Source organism: Paenibacillus ginsengarvi (assembly GCF_003626695.1).
In the GTDB taxonomy this organism is placed as follows: domain Bacteria; phylum Bacillota; class Bacilli; order Paenibacillales; family NBRC-103111; genus Paenibacillus_AB; species Paenibacillus_AB ginsengarvi.
The window spans coordinates 16,452-37,454 of the sequence record NZ_RBAH01000038.1 but is presented as its reverse complement, the minus strand read 5'-3'; the positions used below and the strand labels follow the sequence as shown (position 1 = coordinate 37,454).

Below are 21,003 nucleotides of genomic sequence, written 5' to 3'. Positions count from 1 at the left end.
TTTCCCTCCTTGCTTCATAAAATTAAACCGTCTCAAAAAATTCCAACGGCTTGCTGTCTTTACCCAAAGATACGATCGCTTTTTTCCATTCCGACGTATATCCGTTGTAACGGCCATAACGTTTCGGTTTGGCTGGAACGACCATCGTGTTCACTTTCTCGACTTTCACTTTGAAAATTTCTTGAATCGCCAATTTGATTTCCGTTTTATTCGCACGTTTGTCGACTTCGAACACATAAGTGTTAGCAGCCATCAAATCGCTGGACTTCTCCGAAATAATCGGGCGCTTGATAATATCGCGTGGGTTCTTCATTACGCAAGCACCTCCTCTACTTTCTGAACTGCATCCCTCGTAATGATCAGCTTGTCGTGCGCGAGCACGTCAAGTACGTTAATCCCTTCGGCAGAAACGAATTTCACGCCAGGAATATTACGAGTGGACAGGGCTACATTGTCATCATAGCTGCCGGTAACAACCAAAGCTTTACGCTCGACTTTCAGGTTGTTCAAGATCGCGACAAACTCCTTCGTCTTAGGCGCTGCCAGAGACAGTCCATCGAGAACGATGATTTCGCTGTCGATTACTTTCGACGAAAGCACGGATTTGATCGCAAGACGACGAACTTTCTTAGGCAATTTGAAGCCATAGCTGCGAGGAGTCGGTCCGAATACGACGCCGCCGCCTTTCCATTGCGGAGAGCGGATGCTGCCTTGACGAGCGCGGCCCGTTCCTTTTTGTTTCCAAGGTTTGCGGCCGCCGCCACGAACTTCCGAACGGCCCTTCGTTTTGTGCGTGCCTTGACGCTGGGAAGCTTGCTGCAGTACAACTGCGGAATGAACAACGAACTTATTCGGTTCGATGCCGAATACTGCGTCCGCCAATTCCACTTCGCCCACTTGTGCTCCGCTAACGTTAAACAGTGCTACTTTTGGCATGTTTGTTCCTCCTTTCCTGCTATCTTATTGCTTGATAGTCGACTTCACGCTGACATAGCTGTTTCTAGGTCCCGGAATGGAGCCTTTAACCAGAATGACGTTGCGGTCCGCATCGACTTTCACAACTTGCAGCTTTTGGATCGTAATCGTTTCGTTTCCCATACGACCGGCATTCTTTTTGCCTTTCGGCACTTTGTTACTTGTACGGGCAATAGCTTGAGAGCCTGCGCCGCGATGATATTTCGAGCCGTGAGCCATCGGTCCGCGGGAGAAGCCCCAACGTTTAATTGCACCGGCTGTACCTTTACCTTTGGAAGTTCCCGTCACGTCAACATACTCGCCTTCGGCGAAGAGATCGGCTTTGAGTTCCTGGCCAACTTCATACTCGCTCAGGTTTGCGCCACGAATCTCTTTAATGTAGCGCTTAGGTCCGGTGCCTGCTTTCTTGACATGGCCAAGTGCAGGTTTCGTAGAGTTCTTTTCTTTCGCATCGTCGAAGCCGATTTGGATCGCTTCGTAGCCGTCGTTATCCTGGTCTTTCTTTTGCAGTACGACGCAAGGGCCTACTTGGATAACTGTTACCGGAGTAACCGTACCGTCTGTGGCGAACAACTGAGTCATGCCCAGCTTTTTTCCTAAGATACCTTTCATGTTGACACCTCTTTTCTTCTGCTAATGCATGTTTTTATTACAGCTTGATTTCGATATCTACACCGGATGGCAGATCGAGACGCATCAAAGCATCGACCGTTTGCGGAGTCGGATTCACGATGTCGATCAGACGCTTATGTGTGCGCATTTCGAACTGTTCTCTGGAATCCTTGTACTTGTGTACCGCGCGCAAAATCGTAATGATTTGCTTTTCCGTCGGAAGTGGAATCGGACCGGATACACCTGCACCGGAACGTTTCGCCGTTTCGACGATTTTTTCTGCGGATTGATCGAGCACTCTGTGATCGTAAGCCTTCAAGCGGATACGAATCTTTTGCTTTGCCATACTGTTCCCTCCTTTTATCGCCCAATTTGTATCGGACATACTCCGCGAAAATCCCCTGACATCCCACCATGGCAAAGGGGCCGGGTGTGTCAGCAACCTCTCGCATCATCGCGACGTCACAGACCAACGCTCACTATTATATAAAAAATCGGGATGGAATGCAAGAAATTTTCACGGAAATTTTCAAAAACAGGGATACCGGTCTCTTGACGGTATCCAGCCTGAGAAAAGAAAGCCCCCGGCGTTTCCGCCGAGGACTGTTTCTTCTATTATATAGAAGCTTACTTCACGATTGTAGCAACTGCGCCTGCGCCTACCGTACGGCCGCCTTCGCGAATAGCGAACTTCGTGCCTTGCTCGATAGCGATCGGGGAGATCAGCTCAACCGTAACTTCGATGTTGTCGCCCGGCATAACCATTTCCGTACCTTCCGGCAGGTTGATGATGCCCGTTACGTCAGTTGTCCGGAAGTAGAACTGCGGACGGTAACCTGTGAAGAAAGGCTTATGACGGCCACCTTCTTCTTTGGTCAGAACGTAGATTTGAGCGGTGAAGTTCGTGTGAGGCTTAACCGAACCCGGCTTAGCCAAAACTTGGCCGCGCTCGATGTCTTTACGGTCAACACCACGGAGCAATGCGCCGATGTTGTCGCCCGCTTGAGCGGAGTCGAGCAATTTACGGAACATTTCAACGCCGGTAACAACCGATTTGCGAGTTTCTTCAGCCAGACCGACGATTTCGATTTCTTCGCCGACTTTAACAGTTCCGCGCTCTACGCGACCAGTAGCAACCGTACCACGGCCAGTGATCGTGAACACGTCCTCGACAGGCATCAAGAAAGGCTTGTCAGTTGCGCGCTCAGGAGTTGGGATGTAAGTGTCAACTTGTTCGAAGAGCTCAACGATTTTGTTAGCCCATTCGCCTTCCGGATTTTGCAAAGCTTCGCGAGCAGAACCGCGGATGATCGGCGTGTCGTCACCCGGGAATTCATATTCGCTGAGCAGGTCGCGGATTTCCATTTCAACCAGCTCGAGGAGCTCTTCGTCTTCCACCATGTCGCATTTGTTCATGAATACGACAATGTAAGGAACGCCTACTTGGCGGGAGAGCAGGATGTGCTCGCGAGTTTGCGGCATAGGGCCGTCAGCTGCGGATACAACCAGGATCGCTCCGTCCATTTGAGCAGCACCAGTGATCATGTTTTTAACATAGTCGGCGTGTCCTGGGCAGTCAACGTGTGCGTAGTGACGGTTAGGAGTTTCATATTCAACGTGGGAAGTCGAAATCGTAATACCACGCTCGCGCTCTTCAGGAGCTTTATCGATTTGATCGAATGCGAAAGCCGTACCGCCGTATTTCTTAGCCAGAACCGTAGTGATTGCAGCCGTCAGCGTAGTTTTACCATGGTCAACGTGACCGATCGTACCAATGTTAACGTGCGGCTTATTACGTTCAAATTTAGCTTTTGCCATGACAACAATTCCTCCTTAATATATGAGATATGATTATGCGCCCTTGTTCTTTGCAATAATTTCTTCTGCAATGCTCTTAGGCACTTCTTCATAGTGGGAAATTTCCATCGAATATACGCCGCGTCCTTGCGTACGCGAGCGAAGCGTTGTGGAGTAGCCGAACATTTCGGCGAGCGGTACTTTCGAACGGATTACTTGAGCGCCAGCGCGGGAATCCATACCTTCGATACGGCCGCGGCGGGAGTTCAGGTCGCCCATTACGTCGCCCATGTACTCGTCCGGAACAGTTACTTCCACTTTCATGATAGGCTCAAGAATCGCCGGATTACATTTATCCTTAGCTGCTTTAAGCGCCATCGAACCTGCGATTTTAAACGCCATTTCACTGGAGTCGACATCGTGGTAGGAGCCGTCAACAATACGGGCAAGCAAGTCCACGAGCGGATATCCGGCGAGAACGCCGTTTTTCATCGATTCTTCGATACCGGCTTGAACAGCAGGAACGTACTCTCTTGGTACTACGCCGCCAACGATTTTGTTTTCGAATTTGAAGCCTGTACCCGGTTCAAGCGGCTCGAACTCGATCCATACGTGACCGTATTGACCGCGACCGCCGGACTGACGGACAAACTTTCCTTCGACTTTCGCCGGGGAGCGGAACGTTTCGCGATAAGCAACTTGCGGCTTACCGACGTTCGTTTCGACTTTGAATTCGCGAAGCATACGGTCAACAATGATTTCCAAGTGGAGCTCGCCCATACCTTGGATTATCGTCTGGCCCGTTTCTTCGTCTGTGTAATAACGGAAGGTCGGATCTTCTTCAGCCAGCTTGGAGAGGGCAACGCCCATCTTGTCCTGGTCGGCTTTCGTCTTCGGTTCTACAGCGATGCTGATAACCGGTTCCGGGAAGTTCATCGACTCCAGAATTACAGGGTTCTTCTCGTCGCAAAGCGTGTCGCCCGTAATCGTATCTTTCAGACCAACGGCAGCCGCGATATCACCGGAGTAAACTTCGCTGATTTCTTGACGGCTGTTCGCATGCATCTGAAGAATACGGCCGATCCGTTCGCGCTTGCCCTTCGTTGCATTAAGCACGTAAGAGCCGGAAACGAGAACGCCAGAGTAAACGCGGAAAAACGTGAGCTTACCAACATAAGGGTCTGTCGCGATTTTGAACGCAAGTGCCGAGAACGGCTCTGCGTCGCTCGATTTACGAACGACTTCCGTTCCGTCTTCGAGCGTCCCGCGAATATCCGGTACGTCGATCGGAGCCGGCAAGTAATCAACAACAGCGTCCAGCATAAGCTGAACCCCTTTGTTTTTGTAAGACGAACCGCAAATGACCGGGAAGATTTTCACTTCGCACACGCCTTTGCGCAGAGCCGCTTTGATTTCCGGAATGGAGATTTCTTCTCCCTCCAAATATTTCATCGTCAGCTCTTCGTCAAGCTCGGCGACTTTCTCAACAAGCTCGGTGCGAAGCTCCGCAACCTTGTCCATAAACTCGGCTGGGATTTCTTCTTTTTCGAACTTGCCTTGATCGTCTTTGAAAATGAAAGCGACTTGCTCAACCAGATCGATGATGCCTTTGAAATCGGCCTCGGCTCCGATCGGAAGTTGGATAGCTACCGCATTGGCTTTCAAACGGTCGCGCATTTGGTCAATTACGCCCAAGAAATCGGCGCCGATGATATCCATCTTATTGACATACGCAACACGAGGTACGCCATAACGGTCAGCTTGTCTCCAAACGGTCTCGGATTGTGGCTCAACGCCCTCTTTGGCGCTGAATACCCCAACCGCACCGTCAAGCACGCGCAGGGAACGTTCTACTTCAACCGTGAAGTCTACGTGTCCAGGCGTATCGATAATGTTAACCCGGTGTTCTTTCCACTGGCAAGTCGTAGCGGCGGACGTAATCGTAATTCCGCGCTCTTGTTCTTGCTCCATCCAGTCCATCGTCGCTGCACCTTCATGCACTTCGCCGATTTTGTGGGTACGGCCTGTGAAAAACAGAATCCGTTCGGTGGTAGTCGTTTTGCCGGCATCGATATGCGCCATAATCCCGATGTTGCGTGTCTTTGCTAAGGAGAACTCTCTTGGCATATAACCTTCTCCTTTCTGGATGTTCACTTGGGTTTATGTAGAAAGACTCCCGAAGAAGCCTTTCTAGCAAATTACCAGCGATAATGCGCGAATGCTTTGTTAGCTTCGGCCATTTTGTGCGTGTCTTCCCGTTTCTTCACGGAAGCGCCGGTGTTGTTGCTGGCGTCCATGATCTCGGCAGCCAGACGCTCTTCCATCGTTTTCTCGCCGCGAAGACGCGAGTAGTGCACGAGCCAACGAAGTCCAAGCGCAGTACGGCGCTCCGGCTTAACTTCAACCGGAACTTGGTAGTTCGATCCGCCGACGCGGCGAGCTTTAACTTCGAGTACAGGCATGATGTTCTTGATCGCCTGCTCGAAAACTTCCATAGGCTCTTTGCCGGAACGGTCTTTGATCAGGTTGAACGAATTGTACAAAATCGTTTGCGCAACCCCACGTTTCCCATCGATCATAATACGATTGATGAGTCGGGTAACAAGCTTGCTGCTATAAATCGGATCTGGCAATACGTCTCTTTTTGGTACTGGACCTTTACGAGGCATAGTTATCCCCCTTTCTTGCGAGTTTCATCCATTTTGGCATCCTCTATGAAGCGCGCCCGGCATCGCCCGGCCCGATCAAGTTCTGCTTATTTCTTCACTTTCGGACGTTTCGTTCCGTACTTGGATCGAGCTTGTTTCCGGTTGTTGACGCCGGACGTATCCAGAGCGCCGCGAACGATATGGTAACGTACACCCGGAAGATCCTTAACCCGGCCACCACGGATCAGTACCACGCTGTGCTCTTGCAGGTTGTGTCCGATACCCGGAATGTAAGCCGTAACCTCGACCCGGTTCGTCAAGCGTACCCGAGCATATTTCCGCAGAGCGGAGTTCGGTTTCTTCGGCGTCATCGTACCTACACGAGTGCAAACACCGCGTTTTTGCGGAGCGCTGATGTCGGTTTGCTCGCGCTTCAGAGCGTTAAACCCTCTTTGAAGAGCAGGCGATTTCGATTTCGTGATTTTCGCTTTGCGACCTTTACGTACCAATTGGTTAATAGTTGGCATGTCGCCACCTCCTTCCCCTTGATTAGCCTTCGAACACCGTGCTTTCGATTCAAGCCCACAGATCCAGGTGGTTCACGTTTAGGCAAACGAAATGTTTTTGCCGCCCGCCTTCGCAGGCGACAAAAACGTAGGTAGTAAGTGCGCGTCCTCACGGACCGCAGCTTCTTGTTTATTCGTTTACTATGGCGGCTGTAGCCGCACCCACTTCGATTCCACACGCTTTTCCAAGCTGCTTCATCGACTCGACATATGTCACCTGAACCCCCAACTTCTTGCAAAGGTTCACGATCTTCGCTGTCATTCTCGGATCTGCGTCTTCCGCGACAAATACTTCCGAAGCTTTTCCAAGCTCCACCATCTTTGTCGTCTGCTTCGTGCCTATCGAAATGTTTTCAGCCTGTTTCACTTTATCATAAGACATCTCGCTATCCTCCAAAGTTCAGGAGTGAAAACGGAGCTCTCGGCACATACTTTGATAGTTTAGCATTACGGCCCATTCGATGTCAAGAACGAAAGCTTTACGATTCGACGGCGACTGTTTCCAGCTGATCTTCGGACAGCGGCTCCGTCATATTCGGATCGTTCACCTTGATATTCCGATAGCGGGACATGCCCGTACCGGCCGGGATGAGCTTGCCGATAATGACGTTTTCCTTCAGGCCGAGCAGCTGATCGACTTTTCCTTTGATCGCCGCATCGGTCAGGACGCGGGTCGTTTCCTGGAAGGAAGCGGCCGACAGGAACGAGTCGGTTTCGAGCGACGCTTTCGTAATCCCGAGCAGCACCGGTTTCGCCACTGCTGGCTCTTCGCCAGAGAACAGAACGTTACGGTTCGCCGCTTCGTATTCGTGCATATCGACGAAGGAGCCTGGCAACAGCACCGTGCTTCCGCTGTCGATAATGCGAATTTTGCGCAGCATCTGGCGAATCATGATCTCGATATGCTTGTCGTTGATCTCAACGCCCTGGTTCCGGTAAACGCGCTGTACTTCCTGCAAAATGTAGTTCTGTACGCCGCGGATCCCTTTGATGCGCAGCATCTCTTTCGGGTCGATCGAGCCTTCCGTCAGCTCGTCGCCGGCTTCGATATGCTGGCCGACCGTCGCGCGAATACGCGATCCGTACGTAACCGAATATACTTTCGACTCGGCTTCGCCTTCGATCTCGATTTCGCGGCGGTCTTTCGCTTCGCGAATATCTTTGACCTTGCCGTCGATTTCGGAGATCGTCGCTTGCCCTTTCGGGTTACGCGCTTCGAACAGCTCCTGAATCCGCGGCAAACCTTGCGTAATGTCGTCTCCGGCAACGCCGCCGGTATGGAACGTACGCATCGTCAGTTGGGTACCCGGCTCGCCGATCGACTGAGCGGCGATAATGCCGACAGCTTCACCGATCTCGACATGGGTGCCGGTAGCCAGGTTGCGCCCGTAGCACTTTTTGCACACGCCATGCTGCGTCCGGCAGCTAAGAACGGAACGGATTTGCAGTTTTTCGACGCCGGCGGCGATAATCGCATCCGCCTTCGTAGCTTCGATCAGCTCATTGCGACCGACGATAACTTCACCCGTCTTCGGATGACGCACCGTTTCGAACGAATAGCGGCCTTCGATACGGTCGTACAGATCCTCGATAACTTCTTTACCGTCCTGGATTTTGCTGACGACAAAGCCTTTATCGGTACCGCAATCTTCTTCGCGAACGATAACGTCTTGCGCCACGTCGACGAGACGGCGAGTCAAGTAACCCGAGTCGGCTGTCCGAAGCGCCGTATCCGCCAAACCTTTCCGTGCGCCGTGCGTCGAGATAAAGTACTCGAGAACTGTCAGGCCTTCGCGGAAGTTCGATTTGATCGGAAGCTCGTAGATCCGGCCCGATGGCGTAGCCATGAGTCCGCGCATACCGCCGAGTTGCGTAATCTGCGATTTGTTACCCCGCGCCTTCGATTCCACCATCATCATGATGGAATTGAACTTGTCGAGCGACTTCATGAGAACTTCGGTAATGCGTTCCTTCGTTTCGCCCCAGATCGAGATAACTTTGTCGTAGCGCTCGTCTTCGGTAATGAGACCACGGCGGTATTGCTGCATGACGACTCTGACTCTCTCCTCGGATTCGGCTAGGATAATCTCCTTTTCCTTCGGAACGGTAACGTCAGATACCGCAACCGTAATACCGGCACGAGTCGAGTACGTAAAGCCGTTTTGCTTGATCCGGTCAAGGATGACGGACGTCTTCGTCGTGTGGTATATGCGGAAGCATTCCCCGATAATCGTACCGAGATAATCTTTGCCGACCGCGCCGCGCGACGGAATGTTCATGATGAACTCGCGAACGTCTACCCCTTTTTTGAAGATGAAATACTCGTCGGAAATCCCGCCGAACAAATTCGCTTTGGTCGCTTCATTGATATACGGGAAATCGCTCGGGAATATTTCGTTAAAGATGATTTTGCCAACCGTCGTAACAAGCAGCGCATTTTGCTGCTCAGGCGTAAAGCTGGCTTTATCCAGCACTCTTGCCGGAATGGCCACACGCGCATGGAGCGATGCGGCTCCGCGCTGATAGGCGGATACGGCTTCTGCTACGTCGCGGAAAATCAAACCCGTCCCCGTCGCATTCGGATTGTCCATCGTCAAGTAAAAGCTGCCGAGAACCATGTCCTGCGAAGGCGTAACGACCGGCTTGCCGTCTTTCGGGTTCAAAATATTGCCCGATGCCAACATCAGGATGCGCGCTTCGGCTTGCGCCTCGGCCGAAAGCGGAACGTGAACGGCCATCTGGTCTCCGTCGAAGTCGGCGTTGTAAGCCGTACATACGAGCGGATGCAGCTTAATGGCGCGGCCTTCGACAAGGATCGGCTCAAACGCCTGGATGCCAAGACGGTGAAGCGTAGGCGCACGGTTCAACAGCACCGGGTGCTCCTTGATGACTTCTTCGAGCACGTCCCATACCTCGGGACTGACGCGCTCGACCTTGCGCTTCGCGCTTTTAATATTATGAGCGAGTCCTTTGTTGACAAGCTCCTTCATGACGAACGGTTTGAACAGCTCAAGCGCCATTTCCTTCGGCAGCCCGCACTGATACATTTTAAGGCTCGGTCCTACAACGATAACGGAACGTCCGGAATAGTCAACGCGTTTGCCGAGCAGATTTTGCCGGAAACGGCCTTGCTTCCCTTTCAGCATATGGCTGAGCGATTTCAGCGGACGGTTGCCCGGACCGGTTACCGGACGACCGCGGCGACCATTGTCGATCAGAGCGTCGACAGCTTCCTGGAGCATCCGTTTTTCGTTTTGCACGATAATGTCGGGAGCTCCGAGGTCGAGCAGACGCTTCAGCCGATTGTTCCGGTTGATAACACGGCGGTACAAGTCGTTCAAGTCGGACGTTGCGAAACGTCCCCCGTCCAGCTGAACCATCGGCCGCAGCTCGGGCGGAATGACCGGAAGCACATCGAGCACCATCCATTCCGGCTCGTTGCCGGAGTTGCGGAATGCTTCCATGACTTCAAGACGCTTGATCGCACGGTTGCGGCGCTGGCCTTGGGCCGTGCGCAGCTCTTCCTTCAGCGTGTCGACTTCTTTGTCGATGTCGATGTCCTGAAGAAGCTTCTTCACCGCTTCCGCTCCCATGCTTGCCTGGAACGCATAGCCGTACTTCTCGCGATAGCTGCGGTATTCTTTCTCGGACAACAGCTGTTTTTTCTCCAGAGGCGTATCCCCCGGATCGGTTACAACATATGATGCGAAGTAAATGATCTCTTCCAGCGAACGTGGAGACATGTCGAGAGCCAGACCCATCCGGCTCGGAATGCCTTTGAAGTACCAAATATGCGAGACGGGAGCGGCCAGTTCGATATGGCCCATACGTTCGCGGCGCACTTTGGCGCGCGTTACTTCGACGCCGCAGCGATCACAAACGACGCCTTTGTAACGGACACGCTTGTATTTGCCGCAGTGGCATTCCCAGTCTTTTGTTGGTCCGAATATTTTTTCGCAAAACAGGCCTTCTTTTTCCGGTTTGAGTGTCCGGTAGTTGATCGTTTCCGGTTTTTTGACTTCTCCCCGCGACCAAGAACGGATTTTCTCCGGCGAAGCGAGACCTATTTTCATGTACTCGAAATTGTTTACGTCGAGCATGGAGCAACCCTCCTCCAGTTTGCGCAGCTAAAGGCGATACGCCTAATCATTCGATGCCCGCTTCGGAGCCTTCCAAGTTTAGATTGAGCTTGTCGCCGGAAACGTCGTCTTCGTCGTCCAGTTCCTTCATCTCGATCTCCTCTTCGTTCTCCGACAAAATCTTGACGTCCATGCCTAAGCTTTGCAGCTCTTTGATTAGTACTTTGAACGATTCCGGAACGCCAGGCTCCGGTACGTTCTCGCCCTTGACGATCGACTCGTACGTTTTGACGCGGCCGACGACGTCATCGGACTTAACAGTCAATATTTCTTGCAGCGTATAGGCGGCGCCGTATGCTTCCAGCGCCCACACTTCCATCTCCCCGAAACGCTGTCCGCCGAACTGCGCTTTACCACCGAGCGGCTGCTGCGTAACGAGCGAGTAAGGACCCGTGGAGCGCGCATGGATTTTATCGTCGACCATGTGCGCGAGTTTGATCATATACATGACGCCGACTGTAACTTCCCGCTCGAACGGTTCGCCGGTGCGTCCGTCGTACAATATCGTTTTCCCGTTACGCTGCATGCCCGACTCTTCCATCGTGTCGAACACGTCGTACTCGCGCGCGCCGTCGAATACCGGCGTTGCGGTATGAATGCCGAGACGAAGCGCGGCCATGCCGAGATGCACCTCGAGCACCTGACCGATGTTCATCCGCGACGGAACCCCGAGCGGGTTCAGCACGACCTGAACCGGTGTGCCGTCCGGCAGGAACGGCATATCCTCTTCCGGCAAAATGCGCGCAATTACGCCCTTGTTGCCGTGTCGTCCTGCCATTTTGTCGCCTTCGGATATTTTACGTTTTTGGGCAATATAAACACGAACGAGCTGGTTGACGCCCGGCGGCAATTCGTCGCCGTTCTCGCGCGTAAATACTTTGACATCGACGACAATACCGTCCGTACCGTGAGGCACGCGGAGCGACGTATCGCGAACTTCGCGCGCTTTCTCCCCGAAGATGGCATGCAGCAGGCGTTCTTCGGCCGTCAGCTCGGTTACGCCCTTCGGCGTTACCTTACCTACAAGAATATCGCCGGCGCCGATCTCCGCGCCTACGCGGATAATGCCCCGCTCGTCGAGATTACGCAGCGCGTCTTCGCCAACGTTCGGTATATCGCGTGTGATTTCTTCGGGCCCGAGCTTCGTATCGCGCGCTTCGGACTCGTATTCTTCGATGTGAATCGACGTATAAACGTCTTCCTTGACCAGCTTCTGGCTGAGCAGGATCGCATCCTCGTAGTTGTAGCCTTCCCATGTCATAAAGGCAACGACTACGTTCCGTCCGAGAGCCAGTTCCCCTTGTTCGGTCGACGGGCCGTCAGCCAGAATGTCGCCGACTTTGATAATCTCGCCTTTACGCACGATTGGACGCTGGTTGACGCACGTCCCTTGGTTGGAACGGATGAACTTGTGAAGCTTATGCTTGATCAAATCGCCTTCTACAAGACGACCGTCGACCATTTCGCGGCGGCGTACCCATACCTCGTTCGCGGATACGCGTTCAACGATGCCGTCGTGTTTGCTGACCACGCAAACGCCGGAGTCTTTCGCGCTTTTGTGCTCCATTCCCGTGCCGACGAGCGGCGCCTTCGGAATGAGCAGCGGAACGGCCTGGCGCTGCATGTTCGATCCCATCAGGGCGCGGTTCGAGTCGTCATTTTCAAGAAACGGAATGAGCGCAGTCGCGACTGAAACAACCTGCTTCGGCGATACGTCCATATAGTCAACGCGTTCTTTCGGCAGCGTAAGAATGTCATCCTTGTAACGAACGATAACCGTATCGTTGGCAAACGTGCCTTCTTCCGTAAGTTCGGCGTTCGCCTGGGCGATTACGTAATTATCTTCTTCGTCCGCCGTCAGGTAAGCGATCTGAGTCGTCACTGCACCCGTCTTCGGATCGACCCAACGGTAAGGCGCCTCGATAAAGCCGTAATCGTTAATGCGGGCAAACGTCGAAAGCGAGTTGATGAGACCGATGTTCGGACCTTCAGGCGTTTCGATCGGGCACATCCGGCCGTAGTGGGAATGGTGAACGTCGCGAACTTCCATGCCCGCGCGCTCCCGCGTCAAGCCGCCCGGACCGAGCGCGGACAAACGGCGCTTGTGCGTAAGCTCGGCAAGCGGGTTCGTCTGATCCATAAACTGCGACAGCTGCGAGCTGCCGAAAAACTCTTTAATCGATGCAATAACCGGACGAATGTTAATCAGCGCCTGCGGCGTAATGACGTTGGCATCCTGGATCGACATTCTCTCGCGAACGACGCGCTCCATACGGGACAAGCCGATACGGAACTGGTTCTGCAGAAGTTCCCCTACAGAACGAAGTCTTCTGTTGCCCAAGTGGTCGATATCGTCCGTGCTTCCGATGCCGTGCAGCAGATTCATAAAGTAGTTGATCGAAGCGATGATGTCCGCCGGCGTAATGTTTTTGACTGATTTATCAATAACTCCGTTGGAGATGACCTTGACTACCTTGCCTTCTTCCAAAGGAGAATATACGTTGATCGATTGCAGCGGAACACGGTCCACATCCAGAACGCCGCCGCTTACGCCAAATTCGACGAAGCCGACGTTTTTCTCGAGGTCGGGCAAAATTTGATCGAGCAGACGCCGGTCCAGCACTTGGCCCGCTTCCGCGATAATTTCACCTGTCTCCGGATTGGCCAGCGTTTCCGCAAGCCGCTGATTGAACAAGCGGTTTTTGATATGAAGCTTTTTGTTGATTTTATATCGACCGACATTCGCCAGATCGTAGCGTTTCGGATCGAAGAAACGGGCAATCAGGAGGCTCTTCGCATTGTCGAGCGTAGGAGGCTCGCCCGGACGGAGACGCTCGTAAATTTCGATCAGCGCTTTATCCGTCGTATCGGTGTTGTCCTTGTCGAGCGTATTGCGAATATACTCGCTGTCCCCGAGCAGGTCGATAATTTCCGCATCGGAACCGAAGCCGAGTGCGCGCAGCAGAACGGTTACCGGAATTTTCCGCGTCCGGTCGATCCGCACGTACACAATGTCCTTAGCATCCGTTTCCAGCTCAAGCCAAGCACCCCGGTTCGGAATCACAGTAGCCGTGTAACTTTTCTTGCCGTTTTTGTCGACTTTTGTGCTAAAATAAACACTGGGGGAACGAACGAGCTGACTGACGATGACCCGTTCGGCACCGTTAATAATAAAGGTACCGGTTTCCGTCATGAGCGGGAAATCGCCCATGAACACTTCCTGCTCCTTCACCTCGCCGGTTTCTTTATTGATTAAACGCACCTTGACGCGCAGCGGAGCAGCGTACGTGACATCACGTTCCTTCGAATCATCGACGGTATATTTCGGCTCACCCAAGCTGTAATCGATGAATTCCAGCACCAAATTGCCCGTGAAATCCTGAATCGGCGAAATATCCTGAAACATCTCGCGCAAACCTTCATCCAAAAACCACTGGTACGATTTTTGTTGAATTTCGATCAAGTTCGGGACTTCCAGCACTTCCTCTATCCGTGCGTACGTTCTGCGATTGCGTCGTCCGTATTGAACAGTATGACCCGCCAACTTTCCTTCACCCCTCACATCGACTTGAAAAAACCAGAAAGCAAAAAAGAAGAAAAGCCTCGTCAAAAGCCTTGCGGCATGGCAGAGAGACCTTTTTTCTGCGGCAAACGTGGCAGCTTCCCAATGTTCACATTTAAGTAGATTTTCCTCAAAATGCGAACATTATACTTCATTCGCCAAAATTATTCGTCTTGTTTAAAAAAACCACTTGACATTTTAGCGAAATAAAGACATGGCACCCATCTTAATACTGACATTATATAATATTACCACAATGGATGGCGCGAGTCAAATACAACTTACTCGGGCGTTTCGTCAAAATTTCAGCCAATATCCCGTTTCGGCTATTTCGTTGCGCAGTAGATGCGGTAACCTTTATCCTTATCCGCCTCCCGCACCGTTTCGAACAAGGCCTCCAGCTTCGCAAGCGCCGACGGCGCCCCCTGCTTCTTCTGGATGACAATCCACAATTGTCCCCCTTTCACAAGGTGATGCCAGGCCTGCTCAAAAATTTGATGCACAACCTGCTTCCCAGCCCGGATCGGCGGATTCGTCAAAATTTTCGTAAACGTTCGGTCCCCCAGACGTTCAAACAGATCGCTTTGCATGATCTCTACACCCGTAATCCCGTTCCGTTTCGCATTCTCTCGGGACAGCTCGACGGCTCTTTCATTAATATCAACCATCGTCACTCGGCCCCGGGTCGCAAGCGTAGCCGCAGCCAAACCGATCGGACCGTACCCGCAGCCGACATCGAGCACTTCGTCCGTTTCCGCGATATCCATCGTTTCGATAAGCAGCCGGCTTCCAAAGTCGAGATCCTGCTTGGAAAATACACCGCTGTCTGTAACGAAGCGAAGCGCCGTCCCCCGAAGGTTGACCTGGATCTCTCTACGATCGCTCGCTGTAGACGGCTTCTTCGAATAGTAATGTTCTGTCATGATCAGATGACCTCCTATTCGCTAAAAAAGATCCCCCTTGAAGCGAAAGCTCCAAAGGGGATCTTTGGTTCCAAGCCGAAATTACTTAACGTCTACTTTAGCGCCAGCTTCTTCAAGCTTAGCTTTGATCGCATCGGCGTCAGCTTTGGAAATTTTCTCTTTGATCGGCTTCGGTGCGCCGTCAACGAGGTCTTTCGCTTCTTTCAGGCCGAGACCCGTAATTTCGCGAACGACTTTGATAACGTTGATTTTGGAAGCGCCGGCTTCGAGGAGAATAACGTCGAATTCCGTTTGCTCTTCTACTTCAGCAACTGCGCCGCCAGCTACAACCGCTACCGGTGCAGCAGCCGTTACGCCGAATTCTTCTTCGATTGCTTTAACGAGATCGTTCAGTTCAAGAACGGACATGCCTTTAATGGCTTCCAAGATTTGCTCTTTGCTCATGAGTGTACCCTCCGTTTTTGGTTAGATAGAGTAAGGCTTAAGCTTGCGCTCCGCCCTCTTGTTTTTCCGATACAGCTTTAACTGCAAGCGCGAAGTTGCGGATCGGCGCTTGGAGCACGCTGAGGAGCATGGACAGAAGTCCTTCGCGGGAAGGAAGTTCCGCCAGCGCCTTCACTTGGTCCACGTCAATGACGCGGCCTTCTACTACGCCGCCTTTAACTTTCAGCGCATCGTTCTTCTTGGCGAATTCGTTCAAGATTTTAGCTGCCGCTACAGCGTCCGGGCTGAAAGCCACGGCCGTGGGGCCAGTAAGAACCTCGTTGAGATCCGTCAGTTCCGCTTCAACTGTAGCGCGGCGAACCAAAGTGTTCTTAAGCACTTGGAAATCGACGCCCGCTTCGCGAAGACGTTTGCGGAGCTCCGTTACTTGAGCTACGTTCAGACCGCGATAGTCCGCTACGATCGTGCTCGTGCTTTCACGGAGTTTCGCTGCAACCTCGGAAACGACTTGTTGTTTCTCTTGAAGAATATTAGCGTTTGGCATGTTGATACACCTCCTGTAAACTGGCTTCGCTTGGCTGTTTATGTTTCCGGTCGGTGTCAGACATAAAAATGCCTCCGCCCAGCAATAGACGGAGGCATGACGTTTCCTGCTTATTTCTTCGAAAGCCGAAAAAATAAAACCAGGCTGTATCGTAACACCTCGGTAGGTATGTTTAAGCCTCTCGGCACCTACTGTCTACGGTTAACATATTCGTTTTCATAAACCCTAAACAGATTACCACGTTCGTTTGCAAAATGCAAATGGCAAATGTTTGCCGAGAACGGATTATCTGAATGTTTGCGGGTTAACGCGTACGCTAGGCCCCATCGTCGACGAAACGGCGATGTTGCGCAAGTATACGCCTTTCGCTGCTGCCGGCTTGGCGCGAACAAGAGCTTCCACAAGGGTGCGGAAGTTTTCTTGCAGCTGCTCGGCACCGAACGATACTTTGCCGATTGGCGCGTGAATTTGTCCGGCGCGGTCGAGACGATACTCGATTTTACCTGCCTTGATTTCCTTCACGGCATTCGCCACGTCAAACGTTACCGTACCTGCCTTCGGGTTCGGCATAAGGCCTTTGCCCCCGAGCAGACGACCGAGTTTACCGACTTCGCTCATCATGTCCGGCGTAGCTACGCAGACATCGAAATCGAACCAGCCTTGTTGGATTTTATTGATCAAATCTTGGTCCCCTACGAAATCCGCGCCGGCTGCTTCGGCTTCTTTCGCCTTATCGCCTTTCGCGAACACGAGAACACGCTTCGTTTTGCCTGTACCGTTCGGAAGTACGACTACGCCGCGGACGGCTTGGTCTTGCTTCTTCGGGTCAACCCCGAGACGAACGGCCACTTCGACGGTTTCGTCGAACTTGGCAGCAGCTGCTTTTTTCACGAGGTCGATCGCTTCTGCCGGCTCGTAGCTGGCATCGGAATTGACCAGTTTGACAGCTTCTTGGTATTTCTTACCGCGTTTTGCCATGTCAATTGTCCTCCTTTTGTGGTGTTAGCGGAAAATCCTCCCACATCTGCGGATACAAACCGCAGAAAAGCAAAAAGATTAGTCTTGGATCGTAACGCCCATGCTGCGAGCAGTACCTTCGATCATCCGCATTGCTGCTTCGACGGAAGCTGCGTTGAGGTCTTGCATTTTTTGTTCGGCGATTTGACGAACAACGTCACGCTTCACGGTAGCGACTTTTTTCTTGTTCGGTTCGCCCGATCCTTTTTCGATCTTGGCGGCAACGCGAAGCAAGACAGCAGCCGGAGGAGTTTTCGTTTCGAATGTGAACGAGCGGTCCTCGAATACCGTAATGACAACCGGAATGATCAAGCCTACTTGATCGGCGGTACGAGCATTGAACTCTTTACAGAAAGCCATAATGTTGACCCCTGCTTGACCGAGTGCCGGACCGATAGGCGGCGCCGGATTCGCTTTCCCTGCCGAAACTTGCAGTTTGACCACTTTAATAACCTTTTTAGCCATGGTTTGCACCTCCCTAGCTTGAATGTGGTGCGAGCGGGGCCTTGCGGCACCTCCCACGAGTTAGGCCTACCCTATTCCAGAATAGACCCGGAAACCAATACGATCGTCTGCGATCCGCTTCTACTTTAGAAATCGGACTGTCAGGCATCCGGCATCAACTTCCCGATTTCGCAAGGCTTTTCACCTCTAAAAAGCGGTCCAGCAACCCCGAATTGCTTCGATCAAGAAAGACTTATATTTTTTCCACTTGAGTATATTCCAACTCAAGCGGGGTTTCCCGCCCAAACATGTTGACGTGTACTTTCAGTTTCGACTTGTCGACCAAAATATCTTCAACCGTGCCGACGAAGTTCGCGAATGGACCAACCTTGACCCGAACCGTTTCCTTGAGTTCGAAGTCGATCTTCGGTTTCGGATTCTCGATCCCCATATGCTTCAGGATCGCATCGACTTCTTCCGGCAATAGCGCAGTCGGTTTCGAGCCGGACCCGGTCGAGCCGACAAATCCGGTTACACCCGGCGTATTGCGAACGACATACCAGGAATCGTCCGTCTGAATCATCTCGACGAGAACATAACCGGGATATACTTTCCGCATGACGGTTTTTTTCTTGCCGTCCTTGTTGACGATCTCTTCCTCCATCGGGACGAGAACGCGGAAAATTTTGTCCTGCATGTTCATCGATTCGACGCGTTTTTCCAAGTTCGCTTTTACTTTGTTTTCATACCCAGAATAGGTATGTACGACGTACCATCTTTTTTCCATATCGTCACCCAGCTCCCATCAGTCGAACAGGCGCAGGATTTCGCTCAGCCCGAGGTCGATTACCCAAAAATAGATGGTCATAAACGCACAAGTTACCAGAACTACGAGTGTGTAGCTGATGAGCTCCTTGCGGGTTGGCCATTTGACCTTCTTGAGTTCCGCCCAACTGTCGGAGAAGAAGGAAAACGTCGAGCCGAAGCCTTGCTTCATTCTTTGCAAAAACGCCACGATTACCCCTCCAAACCTGCGGCTAGCCGTATTCGCGACATAACAAAAAAAATCCCGAAAATAGGGCTACCTGAACTAATTTATCATAGACTTCAAGACGTGTCAAGAAAACGCCCTCGTGTGTGCCGCGCCCGGTCGCTCCTACAAGCATTGCCAACGCGCCGCGATTGTAAACACTTGCCGCGAGAGATGAGGTTGCCGCATTTCTCGGAAACTAACATTTGGCAGAGGGCGCTGCGGGATGGCAACAAAAAAAAGACATTCCTCGCTCCTCTAAGGCGGATGAGAGAATGTCTCTTATACGTCGCGTACTTCCAAGTACCTCTCCAGCTTTCGCTTGACCCGTTGCAGGGCATTGTCGATCGATTTCACATGACGGTCCAGATCGACGGCGATTTCTTGATAGGATCGCCCATCCAGATAAAGCATAAGCACCTTGCGCTCAAGATCGCTCAGAATTTCGCCCATTTTGTCTTCAAGCCCGCTGAATTCCTCCTGGTTAATAATAAGCTCCTCCGGGTCGGTAACGCGTGTGCCGCATATGACATCCAGCAGCGTCCGGTCCGAATCTTCATCGTAGATGGGCTTGTCCAGGGAAACATAGGAGTTTAACGGGATATGTTTTTGCCTTGTGGCGGTTTTGATCGCGGTTATAATTTGCCGGGTAATACACAATTCGGCAAAAGCTTTAAACGTGGAGAGCTTGTCCTCGCGAAAATCGCGGATCGACTTGTAGAGACCGATCATGCCTTCCTGAACAATGTCCTCGCGGTCGGCTCCAATCAGAAAGTAGGAACGGGCTTTGGCGCGAACAAAATTTTTATACTTGTTGATCAAGTACTCAAGCGCTTCGCTGTTGCCTATGCGGACCGATTCGACCACTTCTTCGTCGGACATCAGGTCATATTCATGCATTCTCAGTTCTTTGAGGTCGATGCTCACCCGTATCCCTCCGACTGCAAGCTAAAGCTAGCGCTATAGCAACAAAAGATAGGACTAGTATACATTATGTAATCTAACATCGTCAACACGCGTCCTACAAGCCGCGGCGCCACTTTTCGAACTTCTCGCGAAGCTCGTCCGACAGTTTGCTGTCCAGGGAATTTTTGGCCGGAGCGGTCGTCTCCTGAATTTTGACGCGGATTTCTTTGCGGATTTCGTTAATGGAAAACAGCAGTTCCCGCGCAGGCAGCCGGAGCGCCCCTTGGCCGAATGTGACGTGCTGCTCGACGGAGTCGGAGGTGGCGACATGAATCTGCACTCTTCTTCCTCTCAGATCCGCTACCAGTCTCTCGATTCTTTCATCGGCGGTTTCTTTCTCCCGCGTATACAGCACTTCGATTTTGCGCTGCCGGTATTTGCCCCCGAGTCCTGGAACCCGGTATGCGTCAAATACCAAATACACTTTGTTGCCCTTGTAGGCTTGATAATCGGCAAGCATATCGATCAGCCTGTCCCTCGCATCCTCCAGGCTAACATCCTTCAGCTTGTTCAGCTCCGGCCAAGCCCCGATAATATTGTAGCCGTCAACGATGACAACCTGTTTCATCTCGCCTTATCGTTCCGGCGGGTTACGAACGGGCCGCGCCGCGTTGGCGGACGACCTCGTACATGAATACGGAAGCCGCAACCGAAGCATTAAGCGAGTTGATCTGTCCGTGCATCGGCAGCTTGACGAGAAAATCGCATTTGTCCTTGATCAGCCGGCCGATGCCGCGGTTTTCGTTGCCGATTACGATAGCCAGCGGCATTTTAAAATCCGCCTCGTAAACGAGCTGGGTTGCCTCTACGTCTGCACCGGCCACCCAAACGCCCTCTTCTTTGAGCGAATCGATCGTCTGGGCGATATTCGTCACGCGCGCAACCGGCACATATTCGACCGCACCCGCCGATGTTTTCGACACGGTGGCGGTCAGACCGACCGAGCGGCGTTTCGGAATAATAACGCCGTGTGCCCCCGTGCAGTCGGCGCTTCGCAGTATCGAACCGAGGTTGTGCGGGTCTTCGATCTCGTCCAAAATAAGCAGAAACGGCACCTCGTTCCGCGAGCGGGACCGTTCCAGCAAATCGCTTACCTCCACATAGTCATGCGCCGTTACCTGAGCGACAACTCCCTGGTGGGGCACATCGCTGACGAGCTGATCTAGCTTGCGCTTGTCGGCAAACTGGATGACGACGTTTTGCTTTTTCGCCTCCGCCACGATCGGCAATGTATGATGCTTTTGCGCTTGTTCGGCAATCCATATTTTATGAATCGTACGTCCCGACCGGAGCGCCTCCAGCACGGAATGTTTACCGGCAATCCATTCTTCCATTT

21 protein-coding genes and 1 other annotated feature are annotated in these 21,003 nt (G+C 52.2%); all 21 genes read right to left on the bottom strand.

Going from position 1 to position 21,003, the window contains the following annotated elements; genetic code table 11:
• Positions 1 to 22 precede the first annotated feature (22 nt).
• The 21 genes from rplW to rlmB all read right to left on the bottom strand — a co-directional run bounded on the left by rplW (position 23) and on the right by rlmB (position 21,001).
• On the bottom strand, positions 23 to 313 hold the full coding sequence (gene rplW, locus D7M11_RS32840) for a 50S ribosomal protein L23 (RefSeq protein WP_120751503.1): 291 nt from the start codon (positions 311 to 313) through the stop codon (positions 23 to 25).
• The gene (gene rplD, locus D7M11_RS32835; RefSeq protein ID WP_120751502.1) at positions 313 to 936 is read right to left on the bottom strand and encodes a 50S ribosomal protein L4; all 624 of its coding nucleotides are present in this window, start codon (positions 934 to 936) and stop codon (positions 313 to 315) included. The genes rplW and rplD overlap by 1 nt, the downstream gene beginning before the upstream one ends.
• A 24-nt stretch (positions 937 to 960) precedes the next feature.
• Positions 961 to 1,587: a 50S ribosomal protein L3 gene (gene rplC, locus D7M11_RS32830; RefSeq protein ID WP_120751501.1), complete on the bottom strand. Its 627-nt coding sequence runs from the start codon at positions 1,585 to 1,587 to the stop codon at positions 961 to 963.
• A 37-nt stretch (positions 1,588 to 1,624) separates the two neighbouring features.
• On the bottom strand, positions 1,625 to 1,933 hold the full coding sequence (gene rpsJ, locus D7M11_RS32825; protein ID WP_006212922.1) for a 30S ribosomal protein S10: 309 nt from the start codon (positions 1,931 to 1,933) through the stop codon (positions 1,625 to 1,627).
• A gap of 281 nt (positions 1,934 to 2,214) precedes the next feature.
• On the bottom strand, positions 2,215 to 3,405 hold the full coding sequence (gene tuf, locus D7M11_RS32820; protein ID WP_120751500.1) for an elongation factor Tu: 1,191 nt from the start codon (positions 3,403 to 3,405) through the stop codon (positions 2,215 to 2,217).
• 33 nt (positions 3,406 to 3,438) lie between these two features.
• Complete coding sequence (gene fusA / locus D7M11_RS32815) at positions 3,439 to 5,511, bottom strand: elongation factor G (RefSeq protein WP_120751499.1); 2,073 nt, start codon at positions 5,509 to 5,511, stop codon at positions 3,439 to 3,441.
• 71 nt (positions 5,512 to 5,582) lie between these two features.
• Entirely contained in the window at positions 5,583 to 6,053 is a 471-nt protein-coding gene (gene rpsG, locus D7M11_RS32810; protein ID WP_120751498.1) for a 30S ribosomal protein S7, read from the bottom strand.
• A gap of 86 nt (positions 6,054 to 6,139) precedes the next feature.
• The gene (gene rpsL / locus D7M11_RS32805) at positions 6,140 to 6,559 is read right to left on the bottom strand and encodes a 30S ribosomal protein S12 (RefSeq protein WP_120751497.1); all 420 of its coding nucleotides are present in this window, start codon (positions 6,557 to 6,559) and stop codon (positions 6,140 to 6,142) included.
• Between the two features lie 169 nt (positions 6,560 to 6,728).
• Positions 6,729 to 6,980, bottom strand: coding sequence for a 50S ribosomal protein L7ae-like protein (locus D7M11_RS32800; protein WP_120751496.1), 252 nt, complete (start codon positions 6,978 to 6,980; stop codon positions 6,729 to 6,731).
• A 97-nt stretch (positions 6,981 to 7,077) separates the two neighbouring features.
• Entirely contained in the window at positions 7,078 to 10,671 is a 3,594-nt protein-coding gene (gene rpoC, locus D7M11_RS32795) for a DNA-directed RNA polymerase subunit beta' (RefSeq protein ID WP_420818457.1), read from the bottom strand.
• A 73-nt stretch (positions 10,672 to 10,744) separates the two neighbouring features.
• Positions 10,745 to 14,299 (bottom strand): DNA-directed RNA polymerase subunit beta, encoded by a 3,555-nt coding sequence (gene rpoB / locus D7M11_RS32790; RefSeq protein WP_193556337.1) that lies wholly within the window; start codon positions 14,297 to 14,299, stop codon positions 10,745 to 10,747.
• 326 nt (positions 14,300 to 14,625) lie between these two features.
• Positions 14,626 to 15,222 (bottom strand): class I SAM-dependent methyltransferase, encoded by a 597-nt coding sequence (locus tag D7M11_RS32785; RefSeq protein ID WP_120751493.1) that lies wholly within the window; start codon positions 15,220 to 15,222, stop codon positions 14,626 to 14,628.
• 81 nt (positions 15,223 to 15,303) lie between these two features.
• Positions 15,304 to 15,666: a 50S ribosomal protein L7/L12 gene (rplL, locus tag D7M11_RS32780; protein WP_120751492.1), complete on the bottom strand. Its 363-nt coding sequence runs from the start codon at positions 15,664 to 15,666 to the stop codon at positions 15,304 to 15,306.
• Between the two features lie 37 nt (positions 15,667 to 15,703).
• Positions 15,704 to 16,210 carry a 50S ribosomal protein L10 gene (rplJ, locus tag D7M11_RS32775; RefSeq protein WP_120751491.1) on the bottom strand — a complete coding sequence of 169 codons (507 nt, stop codon included), beginning with the start codon at positions 16,208 to 16,210 and terminating at the stop codon, positions 15,704 to 15,706.
• 54 nt (positions 16,211 to 16,264) lie between these two features.
• Positions 16,265 to 16,429 (bottom strand) — a sequence feature (ribosomal protein L10 leader region).
• A gap of 66 nt (positions 16,430 to 16,495) precedes the next feature.
• Positions 16,496 to 17,188: a 50S ribosomal protein L1 gene (gene rplA / locus D7M11_RS32770; RefSeq protein WP_120751490.1), complete on the bottom strand. Its 693-nt coding sequence runs from the start codon at positions 17,186 to 17,188 to the stop codon at positions 16,496 to 16,498.
• A gap of 78 nt (positions 17,189 to 17,266) precedes the next feature.
• The gene (rplK, locus tag D7M11_RS32765; RefSeq protein ID WP_120751489.1) at positions 17,267 to 17,692 is read right to left on the bottom strand and encodes a 50S ribosomal protein L11; all 426 of its coding nucleotides are present in this window, start codon (positions 17,690 to 17,692) and stop codon (positions 17,267 to 17,269) included.
• A gap of 232 nt (positions 17,693 to 17,924) precedes the next feature.
• Positions 17,925 to 18,458: a transcription termination/antitermination protein NusG gene (gene nusG / locus D7M11_RS32760; protein ID WP_120751488.1), complete on the bottom strand. Its 534-nt coding sequence runs from the start codon at positions 18,456 to 18,458 to the stop codon at positions 17,925 to 17,927.
• 18 nt (positions 18,459 to 18,476) lie between these two features.
• Positions 18,477 to 18,686 carry a preprotein translocase subunit SecE gene (gene secE, locus D7M11_RS32755; protein WP_120751487.1) on the bottom strand — a complete coding sequence of 70 codons (210 nt, stop codon included), beginning with the start codon at positions 18,684 to 18,686 and terminating at the stop codon, positions 18,477 to 18,479.
• 297 nt (positions 18,687 to 18,983) lie between these two features.
• On the bottom strand, positions 18,984 to 19,628 hold the full coding sequence (gene sigH / locus D7M11_RS32750) for an RNA polymerase sporulation sigma factor SigH (protein WP_120751486.1): 645 nt from the start codon (positions 19,626 to 19,628) through the stop codon (positions 18,984 to 18,986).
• 94 nt (positions 19,629 to 19,722) lie between these two features.
• Complete coding sequence (locus D7M11_RS32745) at positions 19,723 to 20,235, bottom strand: NYN domain-containing protein (RefSeq protein ID WP_120751485.1); 513 nt, start codon at positions 20,233 to 20,235, stop codon at positions 19,723 to 19,725.
• Between the two features lie 22 nt (positions 20,236 to 20,257).
• On the bottom strand, positions 20,258 to 21,001 hold the full coding sequence (gene rlmB / locus D7M11_RS32740) for a 23S rRNA (guanosine(2251)-2'-O)-methyltransferase RlmB (RefSeq protein ID WP_120751484.1): 744 nt from the start codon (positions 20,999 to 21,001) through the stop codon (positions 20,258 to 20,260).
• Positions 21,002 to 21,003 lie beyond the last annotated feature (2 nt).